This is a genomic window from Streptomyces sp. NPDC008001, from assembly GCF_042958085.1.
Taxonomy (GTDB): domain Bacteria; phylum Actinomycetota; class Actinomycetes; order Streptomycetales; family Streptomycetaceae; genus Streptomyces.
Genome location: NZ_JBIBIZ010000007.1, coordinates 216111 through 237515, shown reverse-complemented (window position 1 = coordinate 237515; position 21405 = coordinate 216111). Strand labels below are relative to the sequence as shown.

15 protein-coding genes are annotated in these 21405 nt (G+C 73.1%); 5 read left to right on the top strand and 10 right to left on the bottom strand.

Features of this window, described 5'->3' with window-relative positions; genetic code table 11:
* Nucleotides 1-45: 45 nt before the first annotated feature.
* The 8 genes from ACFZCD_RS20140 to ACFZCD_RS20105 form a co-directional block, all read right to left on the bottom strand.
* Complete coding sequence (locus tag ACFZCD_RS20140; protein WP_391832640.1) at nucleotides 46-228, bottom strand: rubredoxin; 183 nt, start codon at nucleotides 226-228, stop codon at nucleotides 46-48.
* Nucleotides 225-1088, bottom strand: a complete 864-nt coding sequence (locus tag ACFZCD_RS20135; RefSeq protein WP_391832638.1) for an alpha/beta fold hydrolase — start codon at nucleotides 1086-1088, stop codon at nucleotides 225-227. Before ACFZCD_RS20135 ends, ACFZCD_RS20140 begins: the two co-directional genes overlap by 4 nt.
* A complete protein-coding gene (locus tag ACFZCD_RS20130) occupies nucleotides 1085-2197 on the bottom strand; it encodes a fatty acid desaturase (RefSeq protein ID WP_391832636.1) in 1113 nt (370 codons plus the stop codon). The genes ACFZCD_RS20135 and ACFZCD_RS20130 overlap by 4 nt, the downstream gene beginning before the upstream one ends.
* A 14-nt stretch (nucleotides 2198-2211) precedes the next feature.
* Nucleotides 2212-2511, bottom strand: a complete 300-nt coding sequence (locus ACFZCD_RS20125; RefSeq protein WP_391832634.1) for an acyl carrier protein — start codon at nucleotides 2509-2511, stop codon at nucleotides 2212-2214.
* 88 nt (nucleotides 2512-2599) lie between these two features.
* Complete coding sequence (locus tag ACFZCD_RS20120; RefSeq protein WP_391832632.1) at nucleotides 2600-3547, bottom strand: acyl-CoA desaturase; 948 nt, start codon at nucleotides 3545-3547, stop codon at nucleotides 2600-2602.
* An 8-nt stretch (nucleotides 3548-3555) separates the two neighbouring features.
* Complete coding sequence (locus ACFZCD_RS20115; RefSeq protein WP_391832630.1) at nucleotides 3556-4548, bottom strand: acyl-CoA desaturase; 993 nt, start codon at nucleotides 4546-4548, stop codon at nucleotides 3556-3558.
* 12 nt (nucleotides 4549-4560) lie between these two features.
* A complete protein-coding gene (locus ACFZCD_RS20110) occupies nucleotides 4561-6342 on the bottom strand; it encodes a fatty acyl-AMP ligase (protein WP_391832628.1) in 1782 nt (593 codons plus the stop codon).
* A 109-nt stretch (nucleotides 6343-6451) separates the two neighbouring features.
* Nucleotides 6452-7261, bottom strand: a complete 810-nt coding sequence (locus ACFZCD_RS20105; protein ID WP_391832626.1) for a thioesterase family protein — start codon at nucleotides 7259-7261, stop codon at nucleotides 6452-6454.
* A gap of 306 nt (nucleotides 7262-7567) precedes the next feature.
* Between ACFZCD_RS20105 and ACFZCD_RS20100 the strand changes: the two genes are divergently transcribed.
* From ACFZCD_RS20100 to mtnB, 4 genes are all read left to right on the top strand, one after another.
* Nucleotides 7568-8566 carry a beta-ketoacyl-ACP synthase 3 gene (locus ACFZCD_RS20100; RefSeq protein WP_391832624.1) on the top strand — a complete coding sequence of 333 codons (999 nt, stop codon included), beginning with the start codon at nucleotides 7568-7570 and terminating at the stop codon, nucleotides 8564-8566.
* Between the two features lie 145 nt (nucleotides 8567-8711).
* Nucleotides 8712-9491, top strand: coding sequence for a 2OG-Fe dioxygenase family protein (locus ACFZCD_RS20095; RefSeq protein ID WP_391832622.1), 780 nt, complete (start codon nucleotides 8712-8714; stop codon nucleotides 9489-9491).
* 22 nt (nucleotides 9492-9513) lie between these two features.
* A complete protein-coding gene (gene mtnC, locus ACFZCD_RS20090) occupies nucleotides 9514-10239 on the top strand; it encodes an acireductone synthase (RefSeq protein WP_391832620.1) in 726 nt (241 codons plus the stop codon).
* Complete coding sequence (gene mtnB / locus ACFZCD_RS20085; protein WP_391832618.1) at nucleotides 10236-10940, top strand: methylthioribulose 1-phosphate dehydratase; 705 nt, start codon at nucleotides 10236-10238, stop codon at nucleotides 10938-10940. The genes mtnC and mtnB overlap by 4 nt, the downstream gene beginning before the upstream one ends.
* On the opposite strand, the gene ACFZCD_RS20080 is transcribed toward mtnB, so the two are convergent.
* Together ACFZCD_RS20080 and ACFZCD_RS20075 are read right to left on the bottom strand one after the other, a co-directional pair.
* Nucleotides 10899-11921, bottom strand: a complete 1023-nt coding sequence (locus ACFZCD_RS20080; protein ID WP_391832616.1) for a hypothetical protein — start codon at nucleotides 11919-11921, stop codon at nucleotides 10899-10901. The genes mtnB and ACFZCD_RS20080 overlap by 42 nt on opposite strands.
* A 340-nt stretch (nucleotides 11922-12261) precedes the next feature.
* The gene (locus ACFZCD_RS20075; protein ID WP_391832614.1) at nucleotides 12262-13446 is read right to left on the bottom strand and encodes an Ig-like domain-containing protein; all 1185 of its coding nucleotides are present in this window, start codon (nucleotides 13444-13446) and stop codon (nucleotides 12262-12264) included.
* Between the two features lie 258 nt (nucleotides 13447-13704).
* Between ACFZCD_RS20075 and ACFZCD_RS20070 the strand changes: the two genes are divergently transcribed.
* Entirely contained in the window at nucleotides 13705-21405 is a 7701-nt protein-coding gene (locus tag ACFZCD_RS20070; RefSeq protein WP_391832612.1) for an SDR family NAD(P)-dependent oxidoreductase, read from the top strand.

The window sequence follows — 21405 nt, the reverse complement described above, 5'->3', positions numbered from 1 at the left end:
CTCTCCTCTGTCTCCGGCGGTGTCCAGCAGGTTTCTGCAGCGGGTCTACAGCGGGGCCATGACGAAATCGGCCTTGGTGGTCCCGCAGTCCGGGCACTCCCAGTCGTCCGGGATCTCCTCCCAGGGCGTGCCGGGTGCGATGCCCTCCTCCGGCAGCCCGAGGGATTCGTAGTAGACCCAGCCGCAGACGAGGCACATCCATGCCCTTTTCCCGGCTTCTTCGCTCACGGGATGGTCTCTCCAGTTCTCATTCCGTGTTCGGCGACGAACGCGGAGATGGCGCTTTTCACTTCGGGGGACATCAGGATCCCCATGTGGCCACGGCCCGGGGCCCTTTCGAGCCGTACGTCGCGCAGCCCGGCGGCAATGGCCTCGGCCTCGCAGTACGGCACGACCGGGTCCTCGGGATCGTGCAGGGCCAGGACCGGGATGTCGAGCTCACGGCCGAGGCCGACGACGTCCCAGTGGCTGACCGGCACCCCGTTGCGGCGGTGCAGCTCGCGGTAGATGCGGTCGACGATCGCTCGCGACAGCATCAGCTCGCCCTTGGACCACCGCTCCAGCACCGCGGTGAGGGTGCAGGTCGGGGCGACCAGGGCGATGCAGTCGACGTCCGGCCGCTCCTCCAGGGCCACCGCCCCGACGGCGGCGATGGAGCCCAGCGAGTGGGCGACGATCACCTTCGCCCCGCCGAGCGAGTCCAGCGCGGCGCGGACGGCGGCGGTGTACTGGGTCATGGTGGCCTGCGTGCCGCGGTTCACGCCGTGCGCCGGGGCGTCGAACGCCGCGACGCGGTAGCCGAGTTCCCGCAGCGGGGCTATCAGCGAGTACATGCTGCTGCTGTCGGCGCCCCAGCCGTGCACGAGGAGGGCGGTGGGCCGGTCGTCGTCGCCCCACAGGTATCCGCCGTGCACGTCCGGGTTGCCGAGGATGTCGAAGCCGCGGGCGCCGAGCGGGAGGACGTTGTCGGGCTTCGTGCCCAGGGCGCGGGTCCGGCTGAAGACGTCGGTGGCCCAGCGGCCGCCGGGTCCCGGAGCGAGGGCGCCGGCGGCCGCGTGGGCGAGCCTTCTCAGGACGAGGGGCGTCATGACCGGGCTTTCGCCGTCTGTGCCGGCACCGGCCTGGCGTCCTCCGGGGCGATCCGGGTCCGCTTGAAGTCGGTGTAGAAGCCCGACTCGGTGTCGTAGAAGTGCAGCCGCCGGATGATGGTGCTCAGCTGGCCGAGCTTCACCCGCTCCTCGCGGACCATGCCCGGGTAGGCGTCCTTGAGGGCCTTCTGCGCCTTCTGCAGGTTGTAGAAGGGGACGACCGGGGCGACGTGATGGGCCGTGTGGATGGAGATGTTGTGCGTGAGGAACAGCAGCCACTTCGGGTAGACGAAGTCGGTGGTGACCAGCAGGCGGCTGGCGTTGCGCGTCCAGTGCTCGTTGGTCAGGTACGGGATGTCGCTGGAGCTGTGGTGCATCAGCGTCGTGGCGCTGAACCAGGCGTGGGTCGCGAGCCACGGGGCGACGAAGTAGATGAGGAAGCCCGTGAAGCCGGTGAACCAGATGAGCGGGACGAAGTAGGCGACCATGACGGCCAGGACGAAGAGCATCGACCGGCGGACGTCGCGGCGCGCCTCCCGCTTGGGGAAGTAGCCCGGCCGGAAGCCGGACTCCCGCCAGTAGTTGATGGTGCCGCCCCAGAAGGCCCAGGTGCGCGTCCCGTGGTAGATGATCTTCTCGTGCAGCGGCATCCGGTCGTAGAGCGCCGCCGGGACGGGACGCCAGTCGGTGTCCAGCTCCAGGTTGTTGGTGTGGCTGTGGTGCAGGTTGTGCACGTGGCGCCAGGCGTGGAACGGGTAGATCAGTGGCAGCAGCGAGACGTGCCCGATCGCGAAGTTGAACTTGCGCGAGCGGGAGAAGGAGCCGTGCCCGCAGTCGTGCGCGATGCAGTGCAGGCCCCAGCCGCCCAGGCCGGCGACGATCCACAGCGGGATCCACAGCAGCCAGTGCGGTGAGTACGCGATGCCGACGAGGGCGCCGATGTACAGCACCCAGCTGACGGCGAAGCCGAGCAGGCCGCGGCCCACCCGTGGTTCGAAGTACTCCCTCGGGATGGCCCCCGCGAGCCGTTCGCCCTCGATCTGCTCGGACTTGCGGAGGAAATCCTCGAACGCACGGTCCGGAGCGGACGGAAAGTTGTATGCCCCCATCGTCGTGGTTCCCTTCAGCCGGTCCGGCGGGACAGCCTGAGTTCCTGCGCCAGATAGCTGCTCAGGTCGTCGATGGTCTGGTGCTCGTAGAGCAGGCCGGGCGAGAGCCGGCGCTCGACGACCTTCTCCAGGGCGCCCGAGACCTGGACGGCGACCCGCGAGTCGAGCCCGTAGGCCTCGAACGACTTCTGCGTGTCGATGTCGGCGGGCGCCACCTCGATCCGCTGGGCCAGGTGCTCGACGAGCCACTGGCGCAGGGATTCCTCCGTGAGCGGGCCCTGGATCCGCTGGGCGTCCTTCTTGCGTCCGAACATGTGGTTACGCTCCTGCTGGTTTCCGGAAGTGGCAGCGCTGTGCGTGAGAGCGCTGCGGGTGGCGGCACTGCTGTGGGGGCGCGGGCGGCTACGCGGCCTGCTTCATGGCCCGTTTGCGCTCGATGGTGGCCTTGTCCGGTTCCCTCAGGTCCCAGACGACCCCGGCCTTGCCCAGGCCGAAGAGGAGCCAGCCGCTCAGGTCCGGCTCCCACCAGGTCACGCCGTGGCGGTACGAGCCGGGGAAGGCGTGGTGGTTGTTCTGCAGGCCCTCGCCGAAGGTGAAGGCGGCGACGGGCCAGTTGTTCGCGCTGCGGTCCTTGTTGTCGAAGGGCCGGCTGCCGATGGCGTGGCAGATCGAGCCGACGCACCAGGCGGCCTGGTTGGCCACGAAGATGCGGGCGAACCCGCCGAAGACCAGGCCGGTCAGCAGCGACATCGGGGTCTGCTCGACGGCGAAGCCGGCGACGGCCGGGATCAGCAGGCCGGTGAGGACCCAGGCCGGGTACGTGCGGCTGTACCACATCAGCCGGCGGTCGCGCAGGACGTCGGGGGCGAAGACGCTCCACTTGGAGGTCTCGTCGCTGAGCATCCACGGCATGTGCGCGTACCAGAGGCCGCGCAGCCGGGCCTTGATGCTCCAGCCGTGCAGGTTCGGCGAGTGCGGGTCGCCCTCGCGGTCGCTGAAGCGGTGGTGGCGCCGGTGGGTGGTGACCCAGAACATCAGCGGGCCCTGGGCCCCCATGGACCCGGTGATCATCATGATGCCCTCGAACACGGGCGAGGTCTTGAACGCCTTGTGCGAGAGGTAGCGGTGGAAGCCGATGGTGATGCCGCCCATGTGCACGAAGTACATGACGGCGAAGAGCACCAGGTCGGTGGTGGTGAAGTTGCCGGTCCACAGGAACCAGGCGGCGGCGACGGTGCCGAGCAGGGGCAGCGTCATGGTGGTGAGCGCGGAGAAGCGCTTGATGCGGGCGCTGGCGGGGTCGAGCTTGACGATCGCCGACGCGAGCGGGTCGGCGGTAACGGAAGACACGGGGCCGCTCACTTTCTGTTCGGATCCACTCGGAGCTTCTGCGCGGGCCGTGCGCGCTTGGGATAGCGCACGTTGGTGACCAGGCCCAGGACGTCCAGCAGCCGGATGAAGCCGCCGGCGATGTCGATCTGCCAGAACGTGTGCCGGTTGTGGGCCAGGGCGGGCTGGGCGTGGTGGTTGTTGTGCCAGGAGCCACCGACCGAGAAGGGCGCGAGCGTCGCGACGTTGCGGCTGTTGTCGCGGGTGCGGTGGGGGCGGCTGCCCAGCGTGTGCCCGACCGAGTTGACGCTCCAGGTCACGTGGTCGAGGAGAAAGATGCGGGCGAGCCCGCCCCACAGGAGCCCGCCGGCCGCGCCGCGGAGGCTGCCGCCGGTGAGTACCCAGCCCAGCAGGGCGGGCAGCGCGAGTCCGGCCAGGACCCAGACGAAGTAGTACTCGTTGATCTTCATCACGAGCCGGTTCTTCATCAGGTCCGGAACGTACTTGCTCCAGTTCTGCCGGCGGACGGTGAACAGCCAGCCGACGTGCCCGTGCCACAGGCCGCGCAGCCGCGGGAACTTCCGCCCGTCCTGCAGGGGGCGGGGCGAGTGCGGGTCGCCGTCGCGGTCGGTGAACGCGTGGTGCTGGCGGTGGGTCGCCACCCAGAAGACGACCGGGCCCTGCGCCGCCATGCTGCCGGCGATGCCCCAGAAGGCGGTCACGCCCGGCTTGGCCGCGAAGGACAGGTGCGAGAAGAAGCGGTGGAAGCCGCCCTCCACGCCCAGGGAGGTCAGCAGGTACATCCCGAGGAGCAGGCCGAGGTCGGTGCCGGTGAAGCCGTAGTGGTACGCGAAGACCAGCGCACCGGCGAAGCCCAGCGTGGGGACGCCGACCGTGAGGTAGGCGAGCCGGCGGGCGGAGGCGTCGGTGTCGGCCGCCACCTGCTGCGGGGCCGCGGCGGGGCGGGACGTCCGGGGGGCGCCGGATGCGGCGGTCCCGGGTGACTCAGGCGACATCGTCATGGTGGGCTCCCGTCACCGCACGGCCTGCGGCGTGTCGTCGGCGGCGGGGACCAGCTTCTTCAGCGTCCCCTGGACGTAGGCCTTGCGCGTCGCGTCCCTGCGGACCTTGCCGCTGGTGGTCATCGGGATCGCGCCGACGGGACCGAAGTGCACGTCGGCGGGCCGGACGCCGTGCTCGGCCGTCACCGCGGCGATCACCCCCTCCAGCACGGCCGCCCCCTCCGCGGCCAGCCGGCGGGCGGTGCCGCGGTACTCGGCCACCACCACGAGTTGCTCGCCCTGCTCGCCGGGGACCGAGAAGGCGGCGCAGCCGCGCACCTGCTCGTGGGCCCGGCGGACGGTGAGCTCGATGTCCTGCGGGTAGAGGTTGCGGCCGGCGATGACGACGAGGTCCTTGAGCCGGCCGGTGATGAACAGCTCCCCGTCGAGGAGGAACCCGAGGTCGCCGGTGCGCAGGTGGGTGCGTCCGTCGCCGCCGGCGATGCGCGCGGCGAACGTGGCGGCGGTGAGGTCCGGCCTGCCGAAGTAGCCCTGGGCGACGTTGGGCCCGGTGACCCAGATCTCGCCGACCCGTCCGGCCGGGACCGGACGCAGGCTCTCCGGGTCGACCACGGTGACCTCGTGCCCGTCGGCGACGGTGCCGCAGCTGACGATGTGCGCGCCCCGCCCCGGCTCCCCGTCCCCGTCCTCCTGCACGGACCGGCGGACGATGCCGTTCTCCAGGGCTTCCTTGTCGAGCCGTTCGGTGCGCAGCGGGGTGCCGGTGGGCTTTCCCGACACGTAGAGCGTCGCCTCGGCCAGCCCGTAGCAGGGAATGAGGGACGTCTCGTCGTAGCCGCGGGGGCCGAATCGCTCGCGGAACTTGTCGAGGGTCACCCGGGAGACGGGCTCGGAGCCGCAGAAGACCTGGCGCAGGGTGCTCAGGTCGAGCGTTTCCAGTTCCTCGTCGGTGATGCCCGAAGTGCACATGTCAAAGGCGAAGTTGGGTCCGACGGAAATGGTGACCTTGTGGTCGGTGATCGCCTTGAGCCAGCGGTACGGCTGCTGGACGAAATGGGCGGGTGCCATCAGCACGAGCGGCCATCCGCCGTGCACCGCGAGCATGATCGTGCCCATGAGGCCCATGTCGTGGTACGGCGGCAGCCAGGTGCAGCCGACCCGGTCGGCTTCGTACCCCATGTTGTGTTCCAGGGCCCGGCAGTTGCTCACCAGGTTTTCGTGGGTGAGCACGATTCCCTTCGGATCACCGGTGGATCCCGAGGTGTACTGCAGGAGTGCCGGGTCGGAAACGACGTCCGGCACGGATTCGGCGGGCACCGGGCCGAGGAAGTACGCGTCGTCGACGAACAGCCATTCCGGCGCGCGCACCGTTGCGGGGAGTTCCGCGGTGAATTGCCCGACGCGGCTCTCCAGCCGCCGGTCGGCAATGATCACGTCGGGGGTGCTGTCCACGACGATGGAGGCGAAGCGGGCCACCGCGCGTTTCCCGGTGGGCGGGAAGGACGGCACCGCGGTGGCGCCGGCGCGGAATATCCCGAAGAGGGCGGCGATGTAGTGCAGCCCGGGATCGAGGGCCAGCACGACGCGGCGCCCGGTGAGTTCGCGGCTCAGCAGGTCCGCGGCGATACGGCCGGCGTGTTCGTACACGTCGTGGTAAGTCCAGTCGACGGCCTCGTCGCCGGTACCGTCGGCAAGAAAGCGGAATGCCGTGCGCCGGGGCCCGGCCGCCCGCTCCCGGAGAATGCCGGGCAGCCCGGGCAATGCCGGACGGGCCCGCCCCGCTATGTCGTCCACAACGCCCCCGTGATTTCAGTTCTGTTACGCGGCGGCCGGCGCCCGGTGTCACCGGTGCGCGGCGGCCCGCGGAAATTGGTGTGCGCCGTACCTGCGGCTGTCGCCCTTGTCAGCCGGTACGGATGATGCGGAGCTGCTGTGCGGAGCCCAGGTGGGCGCCGTCCCTCCCCCAGGCGTCGATCTCCTCGTCGACCCAGCCCTCGGCCGTGGCGGAACGGGTCCGTGCGCGCAGCAGGATCCACGGCGAGGACGCCTGCTCGAGATTGCTGCCGGGCCGTACCGTGAGTTCCACGGTGGGCACCAACGCTAGCGTCGAGAGCACCGCCGCGTAGGACGGTGCGAGTGAATCCATCAGAAACACAAAACGCGCCGCGTCCGGCGGCCGTTCGTCCTCCAGGATCCTGATCCACGCGATCAGCTCGGGCTCGGTGCCGCCCGCGTAGGGCCGGTTGGGACCGACCGGGCGGATCTCCAGGTAGGCGGAGATGGCGACGAACTCGGGCGGAATGACGAAGACCTCGCACTCCTCCGGCGCCGGGGCGTCCGGAGCAGCCGGGGCGAAGGGCTGCCACTCGGCCGGCTCCGGATTTCCGAAGACGGCCGATCCCGCTACGTGAATACCCTTCTCGGTAACCGCTTGGGCACCGAGAGTGGTGAGGGTGCGCCCGGCACGGATCAGCGAGGTCTCCAGGCGGAAATCATCGCCGATCGGCCGCAGGAAACGCGCCGTTGCGCTCTGCAGCCGCAGGCCGGGGGACGCCTTACGGGCGGCGTCCTGCATGGCGGAAGCCATGAGCGCGAGCGTCAGGCCGCCGTGAAAGCCGCCGAAGCCGTGCAGATGACTTCCGGCGGCGATCCCGGGGCCGGACGGCCGGTCCAGGAGCGCCACCGGGGAAAGCGGTGAAGCCGTGCTGGTCATGTCTCCTCCGACCCGGCGGCCGGCAAGGCGGCGGCGGTGCGGAGGAGAGGCGGATTAGTGTGGTGGTGCTCGGTTCCTGGCAACGCGCCATTCAAAGTGCCGAGTTGGATCACACGAGGACCGTAGAAGGGCCGTGTGTCACCAAGCAAGCAGAATATTTTGTGACCCGCATCACGGTGCATTCGAATCCTCGGAGCGGCGTGACGTTCACCACGCACACTCTCTACGGCAGTGGGTTGCGTCCTCCAACCCACCCGGGGATAGTTCTCGCCGCCAACACGTTCAGAGGCGGCTTGGGGGAGCCTGATGCTCGGATTGACGCAGCGAACTGCAGTGAACGGTGCAGGAATTCTGGGCATCGGCGCGTACCGCCCCCACCGGGTGGTGGGCAATGCGGAAGTCGCCGCCCGCACCGGCCGTACCGCGGAGTGGATTGAGCGCCGCACGGGCATCGTCGAGCGCCGATATGCGGCAGCGGACGAATCGGTGACCGATATGGCGGTGGAAGCCGCGCGGAAGGCCGCCGCCGACGCCGGTATCGCCCCGGGAAAGCTCGGCGCGGTCGTCCTCGCCTCCATGTCGTATCTGCGGCAGAGCCCGGGAGGCGCCGCAGAGATTGCCGACCGGCTCGGAATCCGCGCCGCCGCTTTTGATCTCAACGCCGCCTGCGCGGGGTTCTGTTACGGCCTCGCGGTCGCCGCGGCCATGGTGCGCGACGGCACCGCGCAGTACGTGCTGGTGGTCGGCTCCGACAAGATGACGGACATCGTCGCGCCGGACGACCCGTCGGCGGCGATCCTCTTCGCGGACGGGGCGGGGGCGGTGGTCGTCGGCCCGCAGGAGAGCGAGGGGATCGGCCCGGTCGTCTGGGGCTCGGACGGCAGCCGCGCCCGGCTCATCGCGCACGACGCCGCGTGGGACGCGCTCCGGGAGGACCCGGCCGGGACGTGGCCCGTGATGCGGATGGCCGGGCCCGAGGTGTTCCGCTGGGCCATGGAGGAGATGCCGACGGTCGCCCGGGAGGCCCTGGACGCGGCCGGGATCACGGCCGCGGACCTCGACGCGTTCGTCCCGCACCAGGCGAACCTGCGCATGATCGAGGCCGTCGGCCAGCGGCTGGCGCTGCCCGCACACGTCACCGTGGCCCGCGACGTGGTGCACAGCGGGAACACCTCCGCCGCCTCGGTCCCGCTCGCCGTGGCCCGCCTCAAGGAGCTGGGCACCGCCGGCAGCGGCGGGCTCGCCCTGCTCCTGGGCTTCGGCGCGGGGCTCACGTGGGGGGCCCAGGTCGTACGGCTGCCCTGAGCGGCCGGCGGCACCGGTCACTGAACGTCCTCTTACGGGAACGCACTTCCGGACGCCCGGCCGAACGATGCATTCCGGCCAGCCGATCCGGTAATCGGCCTACTGTCGGTACCAGGCGCATCCCCGTACGAAGGCAGGAACCACCATGACCTCCAGTCCACCGGGCGCACCCGCCGCAGCCCCCCGCCCGCCCCGCACGCCATCCGGCGCACCGGCGGGCCCCGGCGGCCCGCCCTTCGGTCACTTCGGCCCCGAGCTGCTGCGGGACGCCCTGGGCGGGGTCCCGGCGGGCGCCGTCGAGGAGTTCGCGGAGTCGTGGGAGGACCTGCCGGCCGACGCCCACCTCGGCACCGACACCCCCTACCGCTTCCGCCGCTACGGCCGCTTCCGCATCCGCGCGGACCGGCTGGAGCCACTCCCGCACGCCGCGTTCTTCCAGGACGCGTCCGTCAACAAGGTGCACGGCGGAGTGGAGCGCCTGTTCGCCCCGCTCACCGGCGCCGTCGCCGGCGGTGAGGTGCTGCGGGCGGTCGTGCACGCCCTCCGCCGCCACCTCCCCGGCCCGCGGGCCGGCATGGACGCCTGCGGGGTGCACCAGATACGCGTCACCGCCACGGCCGGCGCCGAGGGCCACCCGGCCCCGGAGGGCGTCCACCAGGACGGGCACTGCTACGTGGCCCAGGTGCTGATCCGGCGCGAGGACGTCCGCGGCGCGGAGTCCTGCCTGTACGACCTGCGCCGCCGCCCGCTGCACCGGGCCGTGCTCACGGCCCCGCTGGAGACGATCGTCCTCGACGACCGCCGGCTGCTGCACGGCGTCTCGCCGGTGCGGCCGGCGCCGGGGGCGGCCTCCGGGGTGCGGGACATGCTGCTGGTCGACTTCTTTCCCGGCGACCCCGGCGACCCCCGTGACCCCGGCTGCTGATCGCCCGGCCGGGACGGCCCGCGTGAGCCTGCGGTTCGACGCGGACAGCGTCGTCCTCGACATCGAGGGCACGACGAGCGCCACCGGATTCGTCGTGGACGTCCTCTACCCGTACTCGCGCCGCCGGTTCGGCCCCCTGCTGACGGAGCGGGCCGGGGAGCCGGCGGTCCGGCGCGCCGCCGAGCAGGTCCGTACGCTCCTCGGAGAGCCGGCCGCGGACGCCCCGCGGATCGAGCAGGTCCTCAACGCCTGGCTGGACGAGGACCGCAAGGCCACGCCGCTGAAGACGCTGCAGGGCATCGTGTGGTCCGAGGGGTTCGCCCGGGGCGAGCTGGTCGCGCACTTCTACGAGGACGTGGTGCCCGCGCTGCGGCGGTGGCACGCGCGCGGGGTGCGGCTGCACGTGTACTCGTCCGGTTCCGTGGCGGCGCAGCGCGCGTGGTTCGGGCACAGCGCGCAGGGCGATCTGCTGCCGCTGGTCGAGGGGTTGTACGACACGGAGAACGCCGGGCCGAAGCAGTCGCCGGGTTCGTACCGGACGATCAGCCGGGCCATCGGCGCGCCGCCGGGCCGCACCCTGTTCCTGTCGGACCGGCCGGCGGAGCTGGACGCGGCGCGGGCGGCGGGCTGGCTCACGGCCGGGGTGCGGCGCCCGGGCGAGCCGTACTACGCGCAGGGCACGGGCGGCCACCCGGAGGCCGGGTCGTTCGCGGGCATCGAGGTCGCCCGCGCGGACGGCGGGCCGTGACCGGCGCCGGCGGGCACGACGGCGCGGACCTGGAGCGGGCCGGTGCGGTGCTGGCCGCGGAGGCGGCGCGCTTCGCGTCGTTCGGCTGGATGCGCGGCACGTCGGGGAACCTGTCGGTGGTCACCGGCCGGGAGCCGCTGCGGCTCGCGGTCACGGCGAGCGGTCTGGACAAGGGCGAACTGACGGCGGCCGACGTGGTGCTGGTCGACGGCGACGGCGCGGCCGTGGGGGACGGCAGGCCGTCTTCGGAGGCGGCGCTGCACGCGCGGGTGGCCCGGGTGACGGGCGCGGGCTCGGTCGTTCACGTGCACACGGTGGCGTCGGTGGCGATGGGCCGCCGCCGGCCGGCGGGCATCGTCCTGCGGGACCTGGAGATGCTGAAGGGCCTCGGGCAGCCGGCCGACGGCCCGGGGGTGGTCCTGCCGGTCATCGCCAACAGCCAGGACATGCGGGTGCTGGGCGACCGGCTCGAGGCGGCCCGCGAGCCGCGGGTGCCGGCGGTGGTGGTGGCCGGGCACGGGCTGTACGTGTGGGGTGCGGATCCGCGCGAGGCGCGGCACCGGACGGAGGTCGTGGAGTGGCTCCTGGAGCTGGAGCTCCTGGAGGAAGGAGGGCCGGCCGGCCGGAGGGAGGAGCCTCCGGCCGGTGCCCGGCGGCGGTCACTCGGCGGTGCGGGCGACCACGTCCTCGATCCTGGGTGACCGGTTGACGTGCAGGACGCCGATCTCGCTGTAGCGGCCGGTCTCGTTGCTCCAGTCGAGGTTCCCGCGCATGCAGGCGCGGTTGGCGTCGAGGAAGAGCCGGGTGTTCTCGCGCTCTTCGGGGCCGAAGCCGAAGACTTCGCAGAGCCGGGCGGCCTCGGCCTCCAGTTGCAGGAACCGGGTGGTGCGGCGGCGGATCATCTGCTGGACGTGGCCGATGGCCTCCTCGCGCGAGCACTGGTGTTCCAGGCCGAGCAGCAGCACGGCGTTGTTGAGCTCCCCGTTGGCCAGGTCCTTCTCCAGCGAGTGCAGGTCGTTGGTGAGGGTGACGACCTCGGCGGTGATGGCCCGGGCCTCCAGGACGCACATGCTCTGGTGGATCTCGGGGGGCGCCTCGAAGTGGCCGCAGCGCTCGGAGACGTCCACGACGACCTCGCTGCCGATGCCGAGGCGCCGCAGCTTCATGTACGAGTCCATGCCGAGGACCGTGCCGCTGCGCCGGTTGACGGCCTCCGAGACGTAGGTGAGGAAGTACTCCTCCCAGTGCCGAACGGCGCGGGTGCGCCAGGCCGCCGACATGCCCAGCTGCGCCTGCTCCCACAGCTCGGTCCAGACGCGCGCGAGCGGGAAGCTCGGACTGACGTCCGCCGTGCCCGGCTCCTGGCGGGCCAGGGCGGCCATCTCGTGGCAGATCTCGTAGGTGGCCGCGGGGTCCTCTCCCAGCCCGCTGTCGAAGAGATCGTCGAAAAAGAAGAAGAAGCTCTGCACGGCGAGCCCGAACGTCAGGTCGTTGACGCCCACGCCGGGCAGGAACCCCGCGGCGAGCCGTTCGATCCGCCAGGTCCGGTACCGCTCGACGTTGTGCGGACTGCTGAGCAGGCCCGTCGAGACGAGCCAGTGCTGGTTGCGCGCCCGCGCCACCTCCACATAGGGGTTGAGCCGCTTGGGGAAAGGAATGTCCAGGGCGATGTCCTGTGGCATCGAGGCCAGCCTCCTTCAGGGCCGCGCTGAGCCGATCTCGATCCTTTCGCGGTGCCGGGCCCCGGCCTGCGCGGAGAACGTGCTCCGCCCCGTGCGTTCCGCCCGGGCCTGGCTGAGTGCTGCCCTGTTGACGCCGCTATTAAAACGACAACCATATCTCGCTTGGGCGCATTGGGGCCGCCGGGCGCATTCGGAGCTCACTGCATAGGCCCCGGGCCTTAGTCCGCACGCCAGGCGCCCCGCGAGCCCGGGGCAGGGCATCGCGGGGCGTGATCGCCATGGGGGCGGGAGGGCATCGGCGCGGCCGGCCGGCAGGGTGGCTTCCGCCGGGCCGCGGCGGTCACTTGAGGGCGCTGCGCTTCTGCCACTGCTCCCAGGACTCCTGCCAGACCTCCAGGCCGTTGCCGGGGTCGGTGACCTTGGTGCTGGTGGTGTTCTTGACCTCGACGGTGGAGCCGATGGGGAGGAAGTCGTAGGCCCGCTTGGCGTCGGCGGTGGTCATGCCGAAGCAGCCGTGGCTGTTGTTCTCCACGCCGATGGAGCCGTTCCACGGCGCGGAGTGCAGGAAGGTGCCTGAGGCGGTGAGGTGGGTGACCCACTTCGCGTCCAGCATCCACTCGTTGCCGTGGCCGATGGTGGCGGAGTCCATGACCTCGTCGGCGTTCTTGCTGCGGACGGTGTGGACGCCACCGCGGGTCGGGTCCACCGGGGAGCCCGCGGAGCCCTTGATGGTGCCGACGGCCTTGCCGTCCTCGTACATGGTGAGGGTGTGCGAGGGCACGTCGATGACGGCCTTGTGGTCGGCGCCTATGCTGAAGCCGAAGTCGTAGTTGCGGGCGAAGACGCCGCCCTCGCCGGAGTCGACGCCGGCCAGCAGGCCCTTGACGGAGACCTTGGTGCCGCTGGGCCAGTAGGTCTTGGGCCGCCAGTCGATGCGGTCCTGGCCGGACCAGTCCTTCACCCAGCCCCAGGCGCCCTCCACCTTCGGCTCGGAGGTGACCGTCAGGGACTTCTCGATCTCGGCGCGCTTGCTCTTGTCCACGGGGTGGTCGAAGAGGATCGAGACGGGCATGCCCGTGCCCACGGTCTGCCCGGCGGAGGGAGTGTTGGAGAGCTTGTTCACGCTGGTCGCCGCCTGCGTGGTGAAGGTCGCGCTCGCGATGGCCTCCTTGCCCTTGCCCTCCTTGCCGCCCTTGGCCTTGGAGCGCACGGTGTAGGTCGTCTGCGGGCCGGCCTTGCCGTCGGAGGTCCAGGAGGCGCCGTCGTCGGCGAGCCGGCCCGGGACCTTGTTGCCCTTGGCGTCCTTGACCTCGACGTCCGTCAGCCGTCCGCCCTCGGCGCGCACGGATATCGGGGAGCCGAACTTGACGTCCTTGCCGTCGCCCGGCGTGACGGTGATCTTCGGCTCGGGCCCGGCGTCGAGGCCGGCCTCTCCCGAGCCACCCGAACAGGCGCTGAGCACCAGCGATCCCACGAGAGCGGCGGATGCCCACAGGGCGGAGCGACGACCCGGTCCGACGTGCACGGTGAGACGACCTTTCTGGCTTTCTGCGTGTTTTTTCCTTCGCCCGTAGAGATGATCCACACGCTTGTACGGTTGCAGGAAGAAAAGAAACGTTTGTGTATCGGAAGGCCCGGTCGAGTGTCCGGCCGAGTGGTTCGCCCTCACGGGTGACCCCGCCCCCCGTTCCACCCCGCCCGGGCCCCGGCTCCCCCACAGTCGTCGTACCGGACGGCGTCCGGTGTGTCCAATCGACGCTCTTCCGCGGGGAGTTGACGGCCGATGGAGTGGGACGGGAAAGCGGCGGACCGGGCGGTCGCGGTGGTGGGGGCGGCCTGCCGGCTGCCCGGCGGGGTGGACGGGCCGGACCGGCTCCGGGAGGCGCTCGACGAGGGGCGCGACCTGGTCACGGAGGTGCCGGCCGACCGGTTCCCCGCCTTCCGGTTCGTCGACCCGGCCGTGCCGCGGCCCGGCAAGAGCTATACGGGAGCGGGCGGATTCCTCGACGACATCGCCTCGTTCGACGCGGACTACTTCGGGATCTCCCCCAAGGAGGCCGCGCAGATGGACCCGCAGCAGCGGCTGCTGCTGGAGCTGGCGGTGGAGGCGTGCGACGACGCGGGCATCGCCCCCGCGGCCCTGGCCGGCTCGGACACGGCCGTCCACGTCGGCATCTCCGACACCTCCTACGGCGCCCTGCAGATGCTCTCGGAGGAGGGCGTCAACGCGTACACCATGTCCGGGGCGGCCTCCGCCATCGCCGCGAACCGGATCTCGCACTTCCTCGACCTGCGCGGGCCCAGTCTGATCGTGGACACCGCCTGCTCCTCCTCCCTCGTCGCCCTCGTCCAGGCCTGCCGCACGGTGCTCGACGGCACCAGCCGGTGCGCCCTGGCCGGCGGGGTCAACCTCCTGCTCAGCCCGTACCACTTCGTGGGCTTCTGCCAGGCGGCCATGCTCTCCCCCAGCGGCCGCTGCCGGCCGTTCTCCGCCCGCGCCGACGGCTACGTCCGGGCCGAGGGCGGCGGCATGGTGGTGCTGAAACGACTCTCCGACGCGCTCGCGGACGGCGACCGCGTCCGCGCCGTGCTGGCGGGCGGGGCCTGCAACAGCGACGGCCGCACCATGGGGCTGGCGCTCCCCAACCCCCGCGCCCAGGAGCAGCTGCTGCGGGACGTGTACGACCGGTCCGGCGTGGATCCCGACGACGTCCTCTACGTGGAGGCACACGGCACCGGCACCCCGGCCGGCGACCCCGCCGAGTGCCTGGCCATCGGCCGGGCCCTGGGCGTGCGCCGCACCCGGGGCGACCTGCCGGTGGGCTCGGTGAAGTCCAACCTCGGGCACCTGGAACCCGCGTCCGGCATGGCCGGGCTGCTCAAGGCCATGCTCGTCCTGCAGCACGGGGTCGTCCCGCCGACGCTGCACGCCACGCCGCCCAGCGAGCACATCGACTTCTCCGGGCTGCGGTTGCGCCCGGTCGTGGAGCCGCTCCCCGTGGAGGTCGGCGAGCGGTCCGTGGTGGGCGTCAACTCGTTCGGCTTCGGCGGCGCCAACGCCCACGTCGTGGTCGCCCCGCCGCCGCCCCTGCCCGCGGCCCGCGAGACACCGGCCCCCGGAGAGCGCCCCGTCGTGGTCTCGGCGCGCTCAGCGGCCGCCCTGCGGGAAGCGGCCCTGCGCACGGCCCGCCGCCTGGCGGCCGCCGGGCCGGAGGAGTTCTACGACCTGGCCTGGACGGCCGCCCTGCGCCGCGGCCTTCACCCGCACCGCGCGGTCGTCCTCGCCACGACCCCGGAAGAGGCGGGGGAACGACTGGAACGGCTGGTGGCGGGGGCGGCGGCGCCCTCCGGTGAGGGCACCTCGCAGGAGAGCCCGGCCTCGCGGCCGGAAGGCACAACTCCGCAGGCGGATGCGGCGGAAACACGACCCGCCGGGACGGCAACCCCCGTACACGGTGACGGGACACCGCCGGACCGCACCACCGTCGCAGCCGGGCTCGCCGCGCCCCCGTCGGACGGCGCAGCCGCCCCGCACCCCGCTCCCCCGCCGGACGGCGCCACCGGTCAGGCCGTTGCCGACGGCCGGGTCGTGTTCGCGTTTGCCGGTAACGGCGCCCAGTGGGCCGGCATGGGGGCGGACCTGCTCGACCGCGACGCCGGCTTCCGGGAGGCCGTGCTGGCCGCGGATGCCGCCTTCGCGCCCCATCTGGGCTGGTCGGTCGCCGGGTTGCTGGCCGATTCCGGGGCGCCGGAGGAACGGCTGGCGGCCACGGAGGTTGCCCAGCCCCTGCTGTTCGCTGTCCAGGTGGGCATCGTGGAGGTGCTGCGGCGGCGGGGCGTGGTCCCGGCGGCCGTGGTCGGCCACAGCGTGGGCGAGATCGCGGCCGCGCACGTCGCCGGAGTCCTGTCGCTGGAGGACGCGGCCAGGCTCGTGGCCGTGCGCGGCAGCACGCAGGCGGGGACGGCGGGGACGGGACGGATGCTGGCCGTCCCGCTGCCGCTGCAGGAGGCGGCGGAGGCGGCCGCCCGCCGCCCCGGCCTGGAGGTCGCCTGCGTCAACTCCGACCGTCACGTGACGGTCTCCGGCCCGGCGGAACAGCTGGCGGCGCTGGCCGCGGACCTGGCCGGCGAGGGCGTCGCCTGCGTGGACGTGGGCGTCGCGTACGCGTTCCACAGCCGCGCCATGGACCCCGCCGAGGGACCGCTGAAGGCCGCGCTGCAGTGGCTGCGGCCGGGCCCGGCCCGGATCCCCGTGATCTCCACGGTCACGGGCGGCCCGGTCGACGGGGAGGTGCTGGACGCCGCGTACTGGTGGCGCAACATCCGCGAGCCGGTGGACTTCCGGGCGGCCGTCGGGCACCTGCGTGACGCCGGCTTCGACGTCTTCACCGAGATCGGGCCGCACCCGGTGCTCTGCCCGCACCTGCGCCGCACGGCGGCCCGGGGCGGCGCGCCGGTGGCCGTCGTGCCCACGCTGGCGCGGGGCGGTGACGGCCCGTCGGACCTGCGGACCACCGTGGCCCGGCTGACGGCGTGCGGGGCCCGGCTGGACCGGAGCGTTCCCTTCCCCGTGCCCGGCCGGGTCGCGGACCTGCCCGCGTACCCGTGGCAGCGGCAGCGGCACTGGAACGGCGGCCCGGGGGCGTGGACGGGCGTGGACGGCGACGGCGGTTACGACCATCCCCTGCTGGGCGAACGGCTGCCGCTCGCCGGGCCGGTCTGGCGCGGTGCGCTGGAGCCGGTGCTGGTGCCCTGGCTGGCCGACCACCGCGTCGGCGGAGCGGTCATCCTGCCCGCCACCGCCTACGTGGAGATGGCGCTGGCCGCCGGGCGGCGCGTGTGGGACGCCCCCGCGGAGGTGCGGGCGCTGGAGCTGACCCGGGCCCTGGTGGTGCCGCGGGAGAAGCCGGACAGCGTGCACCTGCAGTGCACGCTGTCGCCCGACGACGGCATCCTCACCGTCGCGAGCGGCACGGGGCGCACGGGCGTGCCCCAGGTCCACGCCCGGGGCCAGGTCCGGCTACTGCTGAGGCGGCAGCCCGCGCCGGTCGACCTCGCGGCCGTACGGGAGCGGTGCGGCCGGCGGATCGACGGCGACGAGCACTACCGTGCGCTGTACGAGACCGGCCTGGACTACGGTCCCGCGTTCCGGCCCCTGCGCGAACTGCGCGTGGGGCGGGGCGAGACGCTCGCCTCCTACCGCCACGAAGCGCCCGCGGACGGCTACGAGGCCCACCCCGCGCTCCTGGACGGCGCCCTGCAGGCGGGGTTCCCGCTGCTGCTGGACCTGATGGCGGGCGGCCGCCGGGGCTATCTGCCGGCCGCCGTCGGAGCCGCCCGCGTGTGGCGGACGCCCTCGCCCGAGGGCATGGTGCACGTGCGCGAGCGCAGCAGCACCCCGGCCGAGGTCTGCTGGGACGTCACCGTGACCGACGACGACGGCACGGTCACGGCCGAACTGGAGGGCTGCCGGCTCCGCCGCCTCGACCGGACGCACACCACGCCCCTGAACCGCTACGCGCTCGTCATGCGGGCCGCGCCTCACCCGGACGTGCCGGCCGCCCGGTCACCGCTGCCTCCCCCGTCGCGGATCGCCGCCGCCGCCGGCCGGGACGTCGCCCGGCTGCAGGTCGACTGGCGCCGCTCCCGCCCGGCCCCCGGAGCCCGCCGCCTGAAGGAGTGCTACGCCGCGGGCAGCCCGGCGACCGTCGCCGGGCTGCTGCCCGACCCCACGGCGCCCTTCACCGTCGACGACCTCGTCGCCGCGGGGGTACTGCCCGCACACCGGCGTCTGGCGGAGCACCTGCTCGTGCTCGCGCAGCACCACGGCGACGGCGTCGTACCGGCCGGCGACGGGCGGTGGCGGCTGACCCGGACGGAGTCCCGCCTGGCGGACCACGTGCGGCAGCTCGTACGGGACTTCCCCGCGGCCGGCGCCGAGATCGCGCTGCTCGCGTCCGCCTCCACGTCCTACGGAGCGCTGCTGACAGGCGCGACCGACCCCCTTGAACTGCTGTACGGGGACGGGGGGCGCGAACGGGTCGAGCAGTTCTACGACATCGCCCCCACCATGCGCTTGCACAACCGGCTGCTGCAGACGCTCGCCCGGGAGGCGGTCCGGCGCTGGCCGGCCGACCGGCCGCTGCGCGTCCTGGAGGTCGGCGCGGGCACCGGCGGCACCACCGCCGCCCTGCTGCCAGTCCTGCCGGTGGACCGCACCCGCTATTGCTTCACGGACATCTCCCCGCTCCTCGTCGCACGGGCCGAAAAGCGCTTCGCGGCCCACGACTTCGTGGAGTACGCGGCGTTCGACCTCGACGGGGACCCCCTCGGCCAGGGCTTCGCAGCGGGCTCCTTCGACCTCGTCGTCGCGGCCAACGCCCTGCACACGGCCAAGGACCTCGCGCACGCCCTGACGGGTCTGCGCCGTCTGCTGACCCCCGGTGGCCACCTCATGGCGATCGAGATGCACGACCCGGAGCTGCTGGCTCCGCTCTTCGGCACGCTGGCGGGCTTCTGGCACGCCACGGACCGCGAACTGCGCCCGGCCTCCGTCCTGCTGCCCGCGGCGCAGTGGCCCGGACTGCTGCGCCGCTGCGGGTTCACCGACGTCACGCGTACCGGCGACGGGCGGCGGGACGGCGCGCCGGCCGAGCTGTCCGTCCTGCTGGCGGCCGCCCCCGACGGCGTCGTGGCGAGCACGCCCCTGCCGTGCGGGGGCGATCCGCAGGACTGGGTCGTGGCCGGTGAGGGCGTGGAGGGTGCGGCGCTGCCCGCCGCCGTGGCCGGTGCCCTCGGCGCGGCTGCCGGCGGACACGTCACGTACCGCCCGGACGCCCCGCGCGAAACGGAGCAGTGGACTGAACTCCTCGGCGGCGACGGCGACATGACGGCCGTCCTGCTGCTGGACGGCCCGGAGGAGGAGTCCGGCGGCCCGGGCCCGGAGGAGCTCCTGGACCTGACCACCCGCCGGCTGGCCGCGCTGCGGGCCTTCGCGGCCGCCTGCGAAACGGTGCCGGACGGCCGCCGGATCCGGCTGTGGCTGGTCACGCGCCCGAGCGGAGCCCTGCCCTTCCCCGAACGGCCCCTGGCCCCGCAGGACGCGGCCGTCTGGGGGGCCACCCGCTCGCTCGCCAACGAGCTGCCGCACGTGACGGTCCGGCGGCTGTCGCTGGAGCGCACGGGCGACGTGACCGAGGACGCCCACCGGGCCGCCCGGGAGCTCCTCACCCCCACCGATGAGGACGAGATCGCCCTCACCGCAGGCGGCCGCTTCGTGCCGCGCCTCGTCGAGGAGACGGACGCCGCTCCCCAGGGCCGGGCCTGCAGCACGGAGGTGCCCGCCTTCGCCCTGGAGGTCCGCAACCCGGGCCTCGCCTACGAGCTCGCGTGGGTGGAGACCGAGCCTCCCCCGGCGCCCGGGCCCGGCGAAGTCGTCATCGCCGTACGGGCCGCGGCCCTCAACTACCGGGACGTCATGCAGGCCGTGGGCTTCCTGACCCCGGACTCCGGTCTCGGCGCCCTCGCCGGCCGGCCGGGCATGGAGTGCGCGGGCGTGGTCACCGCCACCGGCCCGGACGTGACCACCCTCTCCGTGGGCGACCGGGTCTTCGCGCTGGCGCCCTGCGCCTTCGCCTCCCACGTGCGGACGGCCGAGCACGCCGTGGGGCGGCTGCCCCGCAGCATGGGCTTCGCCGAGGGCGCCACCGTGCCCGTGGCGTTCCTCACCGTCCACTACGCCCTCGGGCACCTGGCCCGGCTGGCGCCCGGGGAGACGCTCCTGGTCCACGGCGGCGCGGGCGGCGTGGGGCTCGCGGCCCTGCAGTACGCCCGGCGGCGCGGCGCCCGCGTCATCGCCACCGCCGGCAACGACCTCAAGCGCGACCTGCTGCGCATGCTCGGTGCCGAGCACGTCCTCGACTCTCGGAGCCTCGCCTTCGCCGAGGAGATCCGTGAGCTGACCGGCGGCCGCGGCGTGGACGTGGTGCTCAACTCCCTGGCGGGCGAGGCGATTCCCCGCGGCCTGGAGGTGCTGCGGCCGGGCGGTCGCTTCGTCGAACTGGGCAAGCGGGACATCGAGGAGAACAAGCCGCTGCTGCTGCGCCCGTTCCGCGGCAACATCGCCTTCTTCGGGGTGGACCTCACGGCGCTGCTCCACGAACCGGAGCTGGCCCGCGCCCAGTTCCGGCAGGTGGCCACGCTGGTGCGGACGGGGCGCTACCGGCCGCCGCTGCACAGCGTGCACCCGGCGGCGCGCGTCACCGAGGCGTTCCGCCTGATGCAGCACTCCCGGCACATCGGCAAGCTCGTGGTCTCCTTCGACCCGCTGGACGAACCGCTGACCGTCGAGCGCCGGCGGCGCACGCCCCGCCTCGACGGCGAGGCGACGTATCTGGTCGCGGGCGGGCTCGGCGGCTTCGGGGCGGCGACCGCCCGGCGGCTGGCCGGCCTCGGGGCCCGCCACCTGGCCCTGCTGGGCCGCCGCGGCGCCGGGTCGCCCGAAGCGCCGGCCCTGCTGGCCGAGCTGGCCGACCGGGGCGTGACGGCCCGCGCCCACGCGGTCGACGTCACCGACGAGGCGGCCGTCCGCGGCATCGTCGAGGACGCGGCCGCCGCGGGCCGGCCCGTGCGGGGCGTGGTCCACTCGGCGATGCACGTGGACGACGCCCCGCTGACCGACCTCGACGACGAGCGCCTGCGCGCCGTGCTGGCTCCGAAGGCGGCCGGCGCCGCCGTCCTCGACGCGGTCACCCGGGGCCGCCCCCTGGACCTGTTCGTGGTGTACTCCTCGATCGCCGCGTTTGTCGGCAACATCGGCCAGGCGCCGTACGCGGCCGCCAACGTCTTCCTGGAGGCCCTGGTGCGCCGGCGCCGCCAGGAGGGCCTCGCGGGTACGGTCCTCGTCTGGGGCGCCCTGGGCGGGACGGGCTACGTGGAGCGCAACGGAATGACCCGGATGGTGGCCCGGGCGGGCCTGGAGCCGGTCACGCCCGAGGAGGCGTTCGCCGTGGCCGAGGACGTCCTCGCCGGCGGCGCCGAACACGGCTGCGCGGGCCGCTGCAACTGGGTGGCCGCCCACCGCCTGCTGCCGACGATCAACACTCCGCGCCTCGTCGACCTGCTGCCCACCCTGGTCGAGGGCGGCGCCCGGAGCCACGAGAGGCTCCTGGAGGACCTGGTGCGCATGCCGGCCGACGAGGCGCTGGCCTTCATCGCCGACTCCTTGGCGGGCATGCTCGCCGCCGTCCTGGAGCTCCCCGCCGAGACGCTCGACCACCACCGCCGCCTCGACGAGTACGGGCTGGACTCCCTGATGGCCACGGAGCTGCTGGTCACCCTGCGGCAGCAGTACGACGTCGACATTCCGCCGATGGAGCTCCTCCGCAGCGACGGGACGGTCGCGGACCTCGCGCGGATCGTGCACGCGCGGCTGGGGCTCGCGGGGGGCGCTCCGGCCCCCCGGCGGGACGAACCCGGGGACTGA